The 11,899-nt window shown below is 66.4% G+C and carries 14 protein-coding genes and 1 pseudogene; 11 read left to right on the plus strand and 4 right to left on the minus strand.

Annotated features, from left to right (window positions below; all coding sequences use genetic code 11):
- Positions 1–65 precede the first annotated feature (65 nt).
- The 8 genes and pseudogenes from ACFUPX_RS08155 to ACFUPX_RS08190 all read left to right on the plus strand — a co-directional run bounded on the left by ACFUPX_RS08155 (position 66) and on the right by ACFUPX_RS08190 (position 6,339).
- Positions 66–218 carry a hypothetical protein gene (locus ACFUPX_RS08155; RefSeq protein ID WP_383317899.1) on the plus strand — a complete coding sequence of 51 codons (153 nt, stop codon included), beginning with the start codon at positions 66–68 and terminating at the stop codon, positions 216–218.
- 42 nt (positions 219–260) lie between these two features.
- Positions 261–983 (plus strand): hypothetical protein, encoded by a 723-nt coding sequence (locus tag ACFUPX_RS08160; protein WP_383317902.1) that lies wholly within the window; start codon positions 261–263, stop codon positions 981–983.
- 330 nt (positions 984–1,313) lie between these two features.
- The gene (locus ACFUPX_RS08165; RefSeq protein WP_383317904.1) at positions 1,314–1,781 is read left to right on the plus strand and encodes a cell envelope biogenesis protein OmpA; all 468 of its coding nucleotides are present in this window, start codon (positions 1,314–1,316) and stop codon (positions 1,779–1,781) included.
- Positions 1,782–2,478: 697 nt separating this feature from the next.
- Positions 2,479–2,703 (plus strand): annotated as a pseudogene (locus ACFUPX_RS08170) (helix-turn-helix transcriptional regulator); the annotation flags it as partial.
- Positions 2,704–3,048: 345 nt separating this feature from the next.
- Complete coding sequence (locus ACFUPX_RS08175; protein ID WP_383317907.1) at positions 3,049–3,759, plus strand: hypothetical protein; 711 nt, start codon at positions 3,049–3,051, stop codon at positions 3,757–3,759.
- Positions 3,752–4,069, plus strand: a complete 318-nt coding sequence (locus ACFUPX_RS08180) for a hypothetical protein (RefSeq protein WP_383317910.1) — start codon at positions 3,752–3,754, stop codon at positions 4,067–4,069. The genes ACFUPX_RS08175 and ACFUPX_RS08180 overlap by 8 nt, the downstream gene beginning before the upstream one ends.
- Positions 4,070–4,525: 456 nt before the next feature.
- Positions 4,526–5,032: a PH domain-containing protein gene (locus ACFUPX_RS08185; RefSeq protein ID WP_383317913.1), complete on the plus strand. Its 507-nt coding sequence runs from the start codon at positions 4,526–4,528 to the stop codon at positions 5,030–5,032.
- The gene (locus ACFUPX_RS08190; protein WP_383317916.1) at positions 5,029–6,339 is read left to right on the plus strand and encodes a PH domain-containing protein; all 1,311 of its coding nucleotides are present in this window, start codon (positions 5,029–5,031) and stop codon (positions 6,337–6,339) included. The genes ACFUPX_RS08185 and ACFUPX_RS08190 overlap by 4 nt, the downstream gene beginning before the upstream one ends.
- Before the next feature lie 125 nt (positions 6,340–6,464).
- Here ACFUPX_RS08190 and ACFUPX_RS08195 read toward each other — a convergent pair whose 3' ends face one another.
- On the minus strand, positions 6,465–7,586 hold the full coding sequence (locus ACFUPX_RS08195) for a hypothetical protein (RefSeq protein ID WP_383317919.1): 1,122 nt from the start codon (positions 7,584–7,586) through the stop codon (positions 6,465–6,467).
- Positions 7,587–7,815: 229 nt separating this feature from the next.
- Between ACFUPX_RS08195 and ACFUPX_RS08200 the strand changes: the two genes are divergently transcribed.
- From ACFUPX_RS08200 to ACFUPX_RS08210, 3 genes are all read left to right on the plus strand, one after another.
- Positions 7,816–8,223 (plus strand): hypothetical protein, encoded by a 408-nt coding sequence (locus tag ACFUPX_RS08200; protein ID WP_383317921.1) that lies wholly within the window; start codon positions 7,816–7,818, stop codon positions 8,221–8,223.
- Positions 8,216–8,728: a hypothetical protein gene (locus ACFUPX_RS08205; protein WP_383317924.1), complete on the plus strand. Its 513-nt coding sequence runs from the start codon at positions 8,216–8,218 to the stop codon at positions 8,726–8,728. The genes ACFUPX_RS08200 and ACFUPX_RS08205 overlap by 8 nt, the downstream gene beginning before the upstream one ends.
- A gap of 169 nt (positions 8,729–8,897) precedes the next feature.
- Positions 8,898–9,140, plus strand: a complete 243-nt coding sequence (locus ACFUPX_RS08210) for a hypothetical protein (RefSeq protein ID WP_383317927.1) — start codon at positions 8,898–8,900, stop codon at positions 9,138–9,140.
- Between the two features lie 91 nt (positions 9,141–9,231).
- Here ACFUPX_RS08210 and ACFUPX_RS08215 read toward each other — a convergent pair whose 3' ends face one another.
- From ACFUPX_RS08215 to ACFUPX_RS08225, 3 genes are all read right to left on the minus strand, one after another.
- Entirely contained in the window at positions 9,232–9,615 is a 384-nt protein-coding gene (locus ACFUPX_RS08215; protein ID WP_383317929.1) for an HU family DNA-binding protein, read from the minus strand.
- A gap of 133 nt (positions 9,616–9,748) precedes the next feature.
- Entirely contained in the window at positions 9,749–10,114 is a 366-nt protein-coding gene (locus ACFUPX_RS08220) for a hypothetical protein (RefSeq protein WP_383317932.1), read from the minus strand.
- Between the two features lie 41 nt (positions 10,115–10,155).
- Positions 10,156–11,898, minus strand: a complete 1,743-nt coding sequence (locus ACFUPX_RS08225) for a hypothetical protein (protein ID WP_383317935.1) — start codon at positions 11,896–11,898, stop codon at positions 10,156–10,158.
- Position 11,899: the final 1 nt, after the last annotated feature.

Raw genomic sequence — 11,899 nt, forward strand, 5'->3', positions numbered from 1 at the left:
AGCCAGCACGAAGGCCTTCTTCCAGGAGGGCATCAGCGAACGCCGTGAGCCAAGCAGTCAACGACGTGAGCGATCTCGCGCTCGAGAACACGACGCGGCCAACCTCATCGACAGCGCCGCGCTGCACTACCTCGAGAACCCCGGCGCGACTGCGCCAGGCGATCGAGGCCAGCTGCGACCAGGACGTCGATGACGTCCTCGGCTGGATCCAGGACTGATCCGACCCGCAGCTTCCCCCACCACCGAAGGAGTAGATCATCATGGGCGCGAGCATGCTCACCGCCACCATCGCTTTCGCTGCCGAAAGCACCGAGCCGCCGAACTTCGACTGGGGCCGTCAGCTGCTCGAAGAGATCACAGACGCCTCGCTCTTCACCTTCGACGAGCCTGAGGCTGAACTGGAAGAGCTGCTGCCGGACCTGGACGGCGAGTCCGACCTCGTCGACGAGAACGGCGAAGTGCTCATCGAGTACGCCCGGCGTGCCGGTCTCGTCATCATCGACAACCTCGAAGAGGCCCTCGACTCCCGGGAGACGAACTTCCTCACGGTCGCCGACTACAGGCTCTACATCTCCGGAGGACTCTCCAGCGGCGGCAGCCCCACGGACGCGACCGGCGCGATCTGGGACGCCTACAAGCTGCCCGAGAGGGTGCTCCTGGCCATGGGCTTCATCCCGGACTACGAGTTGCCTCTCTCCCGCGCGAACGGCAGCGGGGACCACATGCCCCTCACCGACACCGACGTGGTCGACGCGATCGCGCTCGGCCTGGGCGCCTCGCCGGAGTGGCCCGGCACGGACACCCTCAAGTGGATCGCCGAGGCCATCGGCAAGGTGCGTGACGAACCCGGCAACGCTGAGCCCGTCGAGTACCTCAAGCGCTGGTCAGAGCGGTACGGCTTCGACCCTCTGTCGAGCAAGTTCCTCTCGGCGTACATCGTCGAAGAGATCGGCAAGGCCGACGAAGAGGAGAGCGAGGCCTGACAGCGCTCGCACGATCCATAACCTGCAGCACTTGGTCAACCAGCTCAACCACCACCTAGAAGACCACCGTTGGAGGAGTTCGGATACCTGAAGCGGACCAGGGAGCCCACCGCCAAGGGCACCTTCCGGTACGGGCAGGCGGTGTGCGATGACCCGGAACTTCAGCTCAGGAGGGGAGACATGACTTCGATACCCGTGCGTTGTGCGTACCGACCCACCAGTGGTGGGCTCGTCGTTCCGGCTGTATCCATCGTCCATGACGGGCATGCAGTTTTCGGCTCCCTTGATAGCCGACGCCTACGGCGCGTCCTGCTGGGCCGGATATGTCAGGTGTGTGAGCGGCCGCTGACCGAGCGGTTGTACCTCATCGTCCGCCCGGCCGATGAGGAGCACGGCTATACACCAGAGGGCGCTCTCCACCCGGAGTGCTTCGCTTACACCAAGGACGAGTGCCCCGTCTTGAACGGCACCACGCGGCGCTACCGAGACCGCTCCGTCCTGGCCACACACCCCGCCTTCAGGCCGTGCGGTGACTCGAGCTGTCCATACCCGGACAAGATCCTGCCGGGAGCAGACCAGGCAGCGCGCCTTGGGCAACTCGTCGACCGCTATGAGGCGTGGATGATCGCCCTGGACTCCTACCAGCTCGTCCTGGACAACGACGACCCGACTGTGCCGCTCGGCATCGCTCTGGACGTGCCCATTCTGCGCCGGCGGCTGCTGCGCGAAGCGGCACTCCCCGAGAAGGCAGAAGCCCTCCTCGCCGCGTTGCGCGACCTGCTGGGCCTGCAGCCCTAACGCCGAGGTGGGCAAGCCCATGACGCTCGGCACCTTGCGGTAGAAGCTGGAAGTGCCGCCGACGTTCGAGCGGCAGCCGCGCAGGTCGACGACCCCAGCACCTCGGTCAACGACCGCGGAGTGGACGAAGTCCGGTGATGAGCGACGTCCCCGACTACGTCCGCGGCCCCGGCCTCCAGCGGCCCCGCCGCCCGCAGAGCACCATTTCGGCTGGCCGGGCACCGTGCCCGTGGGCCGAGTGCAGGTGCACGCACGAGCCTCCGTGCGTGGCGGGCTGGATCGACACCGACGAGCAGGAGCCCGAGCGGGGCACCGACGGCCGACCCCGTACCCGGGACAGCCAGCCCGTCACCCACGAGACGACGCGCCCGTGTCCCAACTGCCGCCCCGAGGCGGCCCAAGCCCTGGCCGAACCGATGCTCACGCGGCCAGCAATTCTCGAAGATCCGTAAGCGCAAGGAGCGCTGACATGTCCTTAACCCCAACCACCGAGACGCGCCCCCGTACGGAGTACGAGGAGCTGATCCACGACCTGGGCGACGCCGCCGACAAGACACGGGAAGGGTGGCTGACGAAGCGCACCGTCGTCTCCACCTTCCTCCAAGCGGTAAAGCCCCACCTGGAGGCTGCTTTCCACCGCGGCAGGCTCGGCCGCCTGCGCGCCCAGGGCCTGACGGTCCCCAACCTGAACGTCCCCCTCTCCGAGCGTGAGAAGCAGGTCGGCCTCAGGATGGCGCGGGGGCTGTCCAACGCGGCCATCGGGCTGGAGCTGTTCATCTCGGAGGACACGGTCAAGACCCACGCGCGCCGCCTCTTCAAGAAGATCGGCGCACATGACCGGGCCCACGCTGTCGCCCTCTTGCTGATCCGGGGCGACATCACGGCGGCCGACGTCCTGGAGCCCCTGGACGACGACCATTGACGCCCCTCTCCCGCGCGAGATGCCGCTCGACACCCCGCGAAGGATGCGCCCGACGCCGTCCTCGCGACGCTCCAGGTCCAGAAGAAGCAGAGCGTGCTGGTCAGCTGAGCCCCGTACGACAAGCGGGGATCTCCGTCCGAGGGAGACCCCGGCTGCGTCATGCCGTCGTGCTCGCCGTCTCCCTCACACCATTCCACCACACGTCAGAAGGCGCAGCACACTCATCATGACCAGGCCGACCAACCCCTACGACCACGCTTGCGCCTGCTACTTCATCGGCCTGGCTGTTCGGCTATACCGCGAGCACCAGGCCCAGCAGGCTGAGACCCCTGAGGCGGTGCCAGTATGAGCCGCCGTCCAACCCAGGATCCAGCGATCGACGCGGAGCACGGCGGTGAGATCCACCCCGCCTTCGGCGTCGCGGTCGTGACGCGGAGGAGCGGCGGAGGTCGTTCGCTGTTCCAGTCCGACCTGCTGCACAACGAGACCATCTCGCTCTCAATCCGCGTGGCCACGCGCAGGCGCGACCTCAACCACGACTGGGTCCATCCGGGCCGAGAGCTTGTGGAGATCGAGATGAGCCTCGCGCAGTGGGGCTCGCTCGTGTCCTCCATGGGGCTCGGCAGCGGCGTGCCGGTGACCATCCGGCGTACCGAGCACAACGCCTTCGTACCCGAGATCCCTCATCAGCCTCGTACGGCCGAAAGCCTGCGGGAGGTCCGCGAGGTCACCGACCGGATGTACGCCGAAGTCAGAGCCGCCACCGCGGCGCTGCACGAGGCGATCCACGAGAAGAAGGGTGTGAGGGCCACCAAGGAGGCGCTCAACGCACTGGAGCGTGCCGTCGCCGGCGCAGGTACCAACGCCCAGTTCACCGTCGACTCGCTCGTGGAGGCCGGCGAGCAGGTCGTCGCCCAGGCCCGCGCCGACATCGAGGCCCACGTCCTGGAGGTCATCCGGCTGACGGGTACCGAGCCCTCCATCGAAGCCTCGTCATTCGATGCCCCGGCGCTGCCGGGGTCCACTACCAGCCGAGAGGAGCCCACCGATGTCTGAACTCACCGTGCCTGACGAGCTGTTCAACGCCGATTTTGTCGCCGCCGACGAGCACAGGCTGGCCGCCGACCCCGACCGCTTCGACTGGATCATCCGGGATGGCCAGCTCATCCACGCTCCCGTTGTCGGCTGGACCTGGGCGTGCCCCAAGTGCGGCGAGTCCGGAACCCTACCGAAGCACCCTGCTGCTCTCTTCGGCAGTGACTCCCCACACGGGAAACAGCACGCAGCTGGACCGTTCGACACCCTCGTGACGCTCCTGATCTCCGTCGTGCGCGAGTTCCCTGGCTCTCCGCCGCAGGCCGACTGAAGCACCAGCCACGACACGGAGGGACACCAGCCATGAACGCACTCACGACCACGGGGACGCCGTACACGGTCTGAGCTGCGCGCAGAGACGCCGTCCCGCCGCACCGGGTCTGCGTACGCGCCGTCCACTCCGGCACAGCCATCCGCCGACGTCCGGCCCCGTGTCCCGCCGCCCCTGCGGGACGCGGTCCACCTCGCGCCCGCCGCGCTCTGCGCCTGACAACACCCGCCATGGTCCCGGGTCTTGCCCCGGACGCGCGGACCGGGGGAGTCCTGGCTGCCACCCCTGCCGAAAAGGCACCGCCGAACACCCGCGGTGACCGGGCTGCGGCGCTAACCAGCTCAAGCACCACCGTGCCCTCATCAGCCTAATGATCCGAAACCACAAGAAATCAGGTTTAGAGGAATGCCCCGCTACATCAGACCAGAACCGCCATTCACCCTGGACGGGGTGGCGATGACCCGCCATCCCGAGCGGGCCGTCCGCGTCAACCGCATCGCAGCCGCGCTCAGCATCCTGAGCGTGACCGCCTTGCTCGGGACACTGACCGCGCTGATCACCACCCTTGTCCATCTCATCCTCACCCGTACCCGCGACTGGCACGAGCTGCTGAACTGGTGGCACCCGGCCATGGCCTCCCTCGCTCTCCTCCCGATGGCCCTCTACGCCTGGCGCTGCAACCGCATCAAGGTCGCCTGGCACTTTCGCGGATACCACCTGGGACCGGAAGAGCTCTACCTCCGCACCGGGCTGCTCACCCGCAGGATCGCTGTCCTGGCGTACGCACGGATCCAGGAGGTGAACGTGGTCACCGGTCCCATCCAGCGCCGCTATGAACTCGCCACGGTGACGATCAAAACGGCCGCCGGAAGCGACGACATCACCGACGTCGACCCCCAGACCGCACAGCACCTGCGCGACCGGCTCACCGAACTCGCGCGGGAGCGGAGGTTGCCGGTATGAGCCAGCCCGCCATCGAAGGCCGGCTCCACCCGGTCACCCCGCTACGGCGGAGCTGGGCCGTCCTCGTCGCACTCGCGACCCTTGCCTACCAACAGCGCGACCTCTTCAGCTTCCGCCCGAATCCCGAAGCCAGCGCGCATACCATCACGCTGCCTTTATGGACAGCCTGTACCGCCGCTGCGCTGATCGTCTCGGGGACCGTCGGGCTGTTCACTGCGGCATGGCGGCACAGCCACTACATCCTCGACGGAAGCGTCCTCGGGTATCGCAGCGGCCTGCTGTTCAAGGTCCACCGTCACTGCGAACTCGACCACGTCCAAAGCGTCGACATCCTGCGGCCCTTTCTCGGCCGACTCATCGGCGTCTGCACGCTCCGCGTCGTCATGCCGGGCACGACGATGACCCTCTCCTACCTCACGCTCAACCAGGCGCGCGCCCTCAAAGCCCGCATCCTTGCCGAGGACACAGCTGAAGACCGGCTCTACCAGGTCAAGACCAAGGATCTGGTCCTCGCTCTGCTCCTCGACCTCAGCACGAACCTCTGGTCGCTCGCCATGGTCGCCGTAGCCGTCCTTCCCTACGTCTTCTCCGGCGAACCGCTGACGCTCTCGACCCTGATTGTGTTCGCACCCAGAATCTGGAGACTGACGGGCAAGCGGCTCTTCGTCTACAGCGGCTGGTCCGTCACCCGCACCGCCGACGGCACCTACCGCACCGACTACGGCATGTTCGACACCCGGCAGTACACCTACCGGGACTCACGGATCACCTTCATCGCACTTCACCAGCCCCTCCTATGGCGCCGCTTCGACTGGGTCGAGGTGCAAGCAGCCGTCGCCGGGGCAGCCACGCCCGGCATCCTGATTCCTGTCTGCCCCCGCACTGTCGCAGAGAAGATGGTCCTGCACCTTCTAGGCCCCGGTGCCGTATCCGACCTGAACGACCCCTTGCCCGCCCCGCCCGCTGCCCGCAAAGCCACGCCGTTCCACAAAGCCCTCGGCTACCGCCTCAGCAGCGGATACTTCACCGTGTGGAGCGGGTTCTTCCTCCGCAACGTGACCACGGTCTGCCCCGTCCATCGCGTACAGTCCGTCAGCACCGGCCAAGGACCTTGGCAGCGCAGGCTCGGCCTCGCAAGCGTCTACGCCCATCTGCCCGGCGGCGGCAGCCTACCCGCCGCCCACCGCACCACGAGTGAGGCCGCCGACCTCACGACTCGCCTCTATCGGACGTCGATGGATGAAGCCGAGACACCTCACAGCATTCCCTCAACTCACCACGCACATAGGCATCTTGAGTGTCGTTGAACACCATGGCCACCTCCGAGGGACGAAGGTGACGACGACCCGAACGGCAAACTCCACGGCCCACCTCGACCCCTACGGGTCGCTTGCTGCCCCCGACGGTGCCCACGCCTGGCCCGAAGCCCACCTCAACCCCTACGCATTCCGCTATATGCAGTGAAGGATCCCCGCCGTGGACAGCGAACCGATCTTCCCCACCGGTCCCCCCCGGAACGACGTGCGCAACGCGTGGAAAGACACCCCTGGCGCGCGCCGCCCGGCAGGCGGCCCTCTACCTCACCACCGCCTTCCCCCACCCCAAGCCGACCACCGGGCCAGACGGACAACAGCGGTATGACCGTCTGGAGTTCGACCTCCCCGGATACGCCAGAGGTCATCTCCTGGTCAACGACACATTCCAGGTCACCATCCACGCCGCCGGTCTCGTCCGCGAGGCCTGGACCGATCTCCACGATGCGCTCTTCCCCCGAGGTGGACACTTCACCAACCTCGAGGACGAGCCCCTCGACCTCATCCGCGCCGAACCGGGCGAGTACCACGGGCAGTGCGAGGAACGCGACGCCGAGGACACACTGACCGTCGCCGGGGACCGCACGGCCGAACTCGGCTGCTACGGGATCGACACCGATCAGGCCGCACACGCCCTCACCGCACTGACACTCGGCATCGAGCACGCCCGCGAAACGATGTGCACCCGCTGCCACCCCTTCTACTGGCGCCACCACACCAGCGCCCCCGACGCCGACACATGCGGTTCGTTCACGCACGCCTGCCACCTCTGCCAGCAGGCAGGTACCGAAGAAGCTTGTGCACTCCTGAGCAGGCTCGACTGCAACGGCCCTACCCCCGCCGAGGCGGGTGACGACATCCTCGACATCGCCCCCCCAGACGGACTGAACCCGTCCGGGGAACAAGGTGGCGCCCCCTCCATCCCACCGCCTGGCTTGCACGTCCGGGGTGCGGTGGTCGGCGTCCTCCCGGCAATCCTCACCCATAGTGGCCCCGAGTAGAGCAGTGACCACCCCTCCTGCTCCTCCTAGGGCCGCACCCAAGAGCGTTCGTACACCCCAACCGAGCCTCGACGACGGGACGTTCTGTGACTTCCGCTGCTCTCCGACTGCGCACCCTGACCCGCTTGAGCCCGCCGACTGCATCGGTTCCCGGACCGTGCCGATCAGCGCCAGGACCTGGGCCGCGTCGTTGATCACCTTCGTCGAGAACAGCGTCTCGCCGTCGGCGTCAATCGCCACCGCCCAGTGGCCGTGACCGAGTGGTGGCCCTGTGGCGCTTGCTCGGCATCGTCTGCCTACAGGTCGGCGCTCCGCATCGTGCGGGACTGGGGCACGGGTCTCTTCTTCCTCCTCACCGCACCGCCTCTCAGAGGCGGTGCGGGCCACCACTCGATGCCCTTATTGACTCGGCGAACGAAGTCGTATGCGAGTCGATGACAAGCTATTCCCGACTGGTTAGGCTGAAGCTATGGCTCACAACAGCAACGCTCACGACAACGGTACTCCCGACGCCGAACTCCCGAAGTTCTCCGTCAATGTCGTCCCGACCAACAAACTCAGGTGCGAGGACCTCGGCGCGATGCTGAACCTCTATCGCCGCGGCGAGGTCACGCCGCTGATCTTCGGGGACGGCAACAAGCCCGAGGCCGCGATCATCCCCTTCGCCGCGTTCGTGCGCCTCATGAAGTACGACCACGCGGCCCACGTCCACGCTGAGGCTCCTTTCCAGGCCGAGCTCTCCCGCCGCATCCAGGAGTCCGGCGCCTCCGGCGAGGCGGGCATGACCATCGAAGAGCTCGCCGAGAGTCTCGGCCCGTTCGGTCAGCAGTGGGCCGATGAGCATCGTGCTGTCCAACAGGAGAAGCGTGATGAGTGAGCGTCAGCCTCCCATCCGCCTCCTGCCGACGGCCGGTCTCAAGCAGGACCTCCAGGCGCTCCACGACGCCGCAGTGGTGCACCCTCGTGGGCCGGAGGACAGGCTCCTGCGCGTGACCCTCAACCAGTTAGGCCGGATCCAGCAGGGCGCGTCGAGCACGCACCCGCTGGAGTACATGGCCAGTTATCCCGATCTCTCTGATTGCGAGACGACCTACGTCGGCGCGGACCCAAGCGCGAAGCCCTCGCACCGGATCGTCTGGCGGGAGCGCGCGCCCCTGCGCCCGGACGGGCCCGTCACCCGCGAGGTCATCGCCCTGGGTGAACGCGCGAACGGTCAGGCCTACTACATGGCCGGCCAGCGCCTCGGGCGCCCCGTGGGCTTCACTCTCGCCGAGCTGGCCGTGCAGCGCGAGCCGATCGCGAGTCCCTCACGACCCCAACAGCGCTCGATCGGCAGCTTCGGCATGCCATCCGTGCATGAGCCGGACCTCCAGTTCGAGTGACCTGTAATCCCGCTATTCCTGCTGACCATTGATGGCTTCTCGTAAAAGACTTCATCGGCTGGGTGGTCGGGAACCCGGGGCGGGCCTGGATCGCGCTGGCGGCCTTCGTCATCCCGCACATAGGGCTGCACTACCTGCTCTTCGAGGACCGGAAGTAGGACGGGGTGCCATGCTCAAGAGCGCTCGTGCCATCATCGTTCTCGGTCTGATCGGCGGCGTCAGTCTGGCGGTCATCATCGGATGGGGTACCGGTTTCTTCGCCTCGATCGCGAGCATCGGCGTCGACCTGTGGAACGACTTCATGGGCTGGATCAACTCGCCGCTGGGGTGGGAGCACGTTCTCGCCGGGGCTGGCGTGCTCAGCGTCCCGGTCATTGTGTTCGTGCTCATCCTTGCCATCGCCGACGGCTGAGCCTCGCAACTTGGACCGTCTCGCCATGAAGAGAACCCCCGTGATGCCTGTGCATCACGGGGGTTCTCTTTTTCTGCTGGCTCCTCGTTGCCTACGATGCGGCCCGTAGCTCACGATCCTCAATGACGTTCTCGAACTCGTCGGCATCCTCGATCATTCCGTAGGTCTCCGGTGAGATCTCGTCCTCGTCGCCGCCGAGCCGGCGGTTGAAGCTGCTCGACGCGGAGAACTTCAGCACCACGTAGTCGTCGACGCTGCGCTTGCCGAAGCGCACTTTGTGGCCCTTGTGGTCCTGTCGGTAGAAGCGGCCGAAGCTCGTGAGCACAACCGCCTCCCCGCAGCTGACCGCGCCCGTGAGTTCACCGAGCAGCGACTCGTACACCTTGTTCACCACTCGGACCGGCAACCCGCTGCGAGTCGCGACCCGAGAGATGAACTCGCGCTTACTGACACGCGGATTCGTCGTCGTCTCCATACCCACACCCTGTCCTGTCGTCCTTCATGCCGCGGTTTCGCTTAGAAACCAGTCTATCGAAGATTATGTCGATACGAGAAGAAGGATTGGGCCTATTGAATGCCTCTCGCTACGCTTGTCGTGACTCATTCACCTAGAGCTCCAGATCCGGTTCGATCTCCTCCCGGTCGTCCTTTGGCTCGTAGTCGACCGACTCGATGATGTTCCGCGTGTTCGGATCGCGGCGCTGGTTCACGACCTTGTCGTGGGACTCCTCGAACCGCTGCTGCGCCGCCACACGGTGGGCCGCATCGAGCTTCGCGCCGACGTTGCGCTCCCCGAACTCCATCATCGAGCCCAGCAATGATTTCGTGCCCTGCTTCATCGCGCTGACGCTCGGCTTGTTTTGCGCCCGCATCTGCTCCCATCGGCTCCTGTCCTCCGGCGTGACATAGCCGAACATCCGCGCGAAACGCGATCCGAAGCCGGTCTGCTGTCCCTCATTCTGTTCCTGGTTCATGACCCTTCCTCCTGTTCCTTGTTCGTGTTCTCGGATCGCCCTCAGGAGGGCTGGTAGTCCTCCGCATCGGCCTCAGCGTTCGGGCTCTCGTTCTGTGGACCGGCCTTCTGCTCGGCCGACGGCCCTGTAGGGCGCGACCGTGGCTTGAGCCGCTGCTCCTCGAAGAAGACACCCGGGTCGTCGACCGCCGTCTGCAGCGTCTGCTGCCAGTTCTCTCCGAGGCTCCGCTTCAGCTCGGCCTCAAGATCCGGATACTTCTCGTTCACTGCCTCCATCGCGTCGAGGTAGGCGTTGGAGTAAACCCGCTGCTGCTCCTCGGGGGGCAGGCCGTCGATGTCCATGCTCGCGATCATCACCTCGGACTGGTCCAGGCGGTGCTGGAGCATGTCGGGCAGCCCGCTGGTGTCCAGACCCTGCTTCTGCGCCGCGAAGCCGACCAGGTAGCCCAGCATGTTGCCCCCGTAGCCCTCTTGGTCGCCGCGGCCCAGCGCGTCGAGCATCGAGGTCTTCATCGTCTCGGCGAGCTGGACTTGGTGGGCGTCCGCGTCCATGGGTCGGCGCAGCGTAAACATCCCGTCCCCAGGCAGACGATGGCCCAGCTGGTCCTCGAACTCCCCGCTCCAGACCGTGCGGACTCTGTCCGAGCCCGCGATCCGCTCCTCGTGCGCGGGAGCCTTGACGATCCGGCCGTGGGCCACGCCATTGAACATCGTGCGCAGCTCGGGCTCGTACTCCATTCGCTCGCCGATGATAATTCGCGCGCGCTGGACGACCTCCTGGCGCTCCAGGCCGTCTTCACTCATCTGCTCGTGCAGCCGCTTGCGAAGCGCCCGGTAACTGTCGCGGATCAGGCCGGCGTCCGCGCCCGGCTCACGCATCTTCCAGAAGGCGTTCTCCATGAGCGCGACCTCGGTCATGGCTGCCGAGTCCGAAGTGAACATCTCTCGATGGCCCCGCTCACGGTGCTGCATGGCGTCGAAGCGCTTGCGCCACTTCGTCGGCAGGTGGTCACGCGGATCAGTGCTGCCGATGAGGCGCTCGCGCCGGGCGCCGTTCGGCACGTCCGTCTTGAAGATCCTCTGCCGGTGCGTGATACCGCTCTCGGCAGAGGCGATCATGCCGCGGGCCCTGGTGTCGATGCGCTCCTGGATCTTGTCTTTGAGTGGTTGGAGGTAGCTGTCCATCTCCGTCTTGAAGTCCGGGGAGAGCATCCGCATCGTCATCACCATGCCGACGGCCTGGATGACCGAGTTGGCATTCACTCCGCGCGAGAGCGGCTTGAGACACGACTGCATCATCATCTGCATGTAGACGTGGTGCATGACGCCGAGCTCCTGCGTCCGCTCCGCGTCGTTGAAGCCGGGCACCAGCAGCTTCGAGTCCCGCAGCGAGACCATGTACTTCTCGCCGGCCAGCCGCGTCTCCGCCCGGAGCTTGAGCAACTGCTCGCGCTGGTCCAGGCCCTCGGTCTCGTCCTCGGCCCGGTCGACATCGATCAAGTGCACGCGCTCGCGGTCGGCCATCCGCTCTCGGGTCTTCGCGCCAAAGAACCCGCGGGAACGGTCCCGGAGCCGTTCGCGCCAGGCGCGCGAACCGTCTGCGTCCTCCGGTCCCGGCCCGTCGATCACCTCGGCGTCGATCGGCTCGTCCGAGCGCGAGTCCCAGGAGGCGTACGCGTTGCCCTGCGGCTCCTCGGCCTGCTGCCAGTCGTCGTCCATCGGAAGCTCCTTGGTCGCGCGCCGGCGGCCCGCAGGGCCCGTCTCCAGTTCCTTGTGCTGTGCCATC

It is taken from the genome of Streptomyces sp. NPDC057302 (genome assembly GCF_042667685.1).
GTDB lineage: Bacteria > Actinomycetota > Actinomycetes > Streptomycetales > Streptomycetaceae > Streptomyces.

Excerpts from the sequence above, each read along its gene's own strand:
- ACFUPX_RS08190 (WP_383317916.1), top strand. The coding sequence starts at position 5,029 with ATGAGCCAGCCCGCCATCGAAGGCCGGCTCCACCCGGTCACCCCGCTA.
- ACFUPX_RS08225 (WP_383317935.1), bottom strand. The coding sequence starts at position 11,898 with ATGGCACAGCACAAGGAACTGGAGACGGGCCCTGCGGGCCGCCGGCGC.
- ACFUPX_RS08220 (WP_383317932.1), bottom strand. The coding sequence starts at position 10,114 with ATGAACCAGGAACAGAATGAGGGACAGCAGACCGGCTTCGGATCGCGT.
- ACFUPX_RS08210 (WP_383317927.1), top strand. The coding sequence starts at position 8,898 with ATGCTCAAGAGCGCTCGTGCCATCATCGTTCTCGGTCTGATCGGCGGC.
- ACFUPX_RS08160 (WP_383317902.1), top strand. The coding sequence starts at position 261 with ATGGGCGCGAGCATGCTCACCGCCACCATCGCTTTCGCTGCCGAAAGC.
- ACFUPX_RS08200 (WP_383317921.1), top strand. The coding sequence starts at position 7,816 with ATGGCTCACAACAGCAACGCTCACGACAACGGTACTCCCGACGCCGAA.
- ACFUPX_RS08185 (WP_383317913.1), top strand. The coding sequence starts at position 4,526 with ATGACCCGCCATCCCGAGCGGGCCGTCCGCGTCAACCGCATCGCAGCC.
- ACFUPX_RS08215 (WP_383317929.1), bottom strand. The coding sequence starts at position 9,615 with ATGGAGACGACGACGAATCCGCGTGTCAGTAAGCGCGAGTTCATCTCT.
- ACFUPX_RS08205 (WP_383317924.1), top strand. The coding sequence starts at position 8,216 with ATGAGTGAGCGTCAGCCTCCCATCCGCCTCCTGCCGACGGCCGGTCTC.
- ACFUPX_RS08175 (WP_383317907.1), top strand. The coding sequence starts at position 3,049 with ATGAGCCGCCGTCCAACCCAGGATCCAGCGATCGACGCGGAGCACGGC.
- ACFUPX_RS08180 (WP_383317910.1), top strand. The coding sequence starts at position 3,752 with ATGTCTGAACTCACCGTGCCTGACGAGCTGTTCAACGCCGATTTTGTC.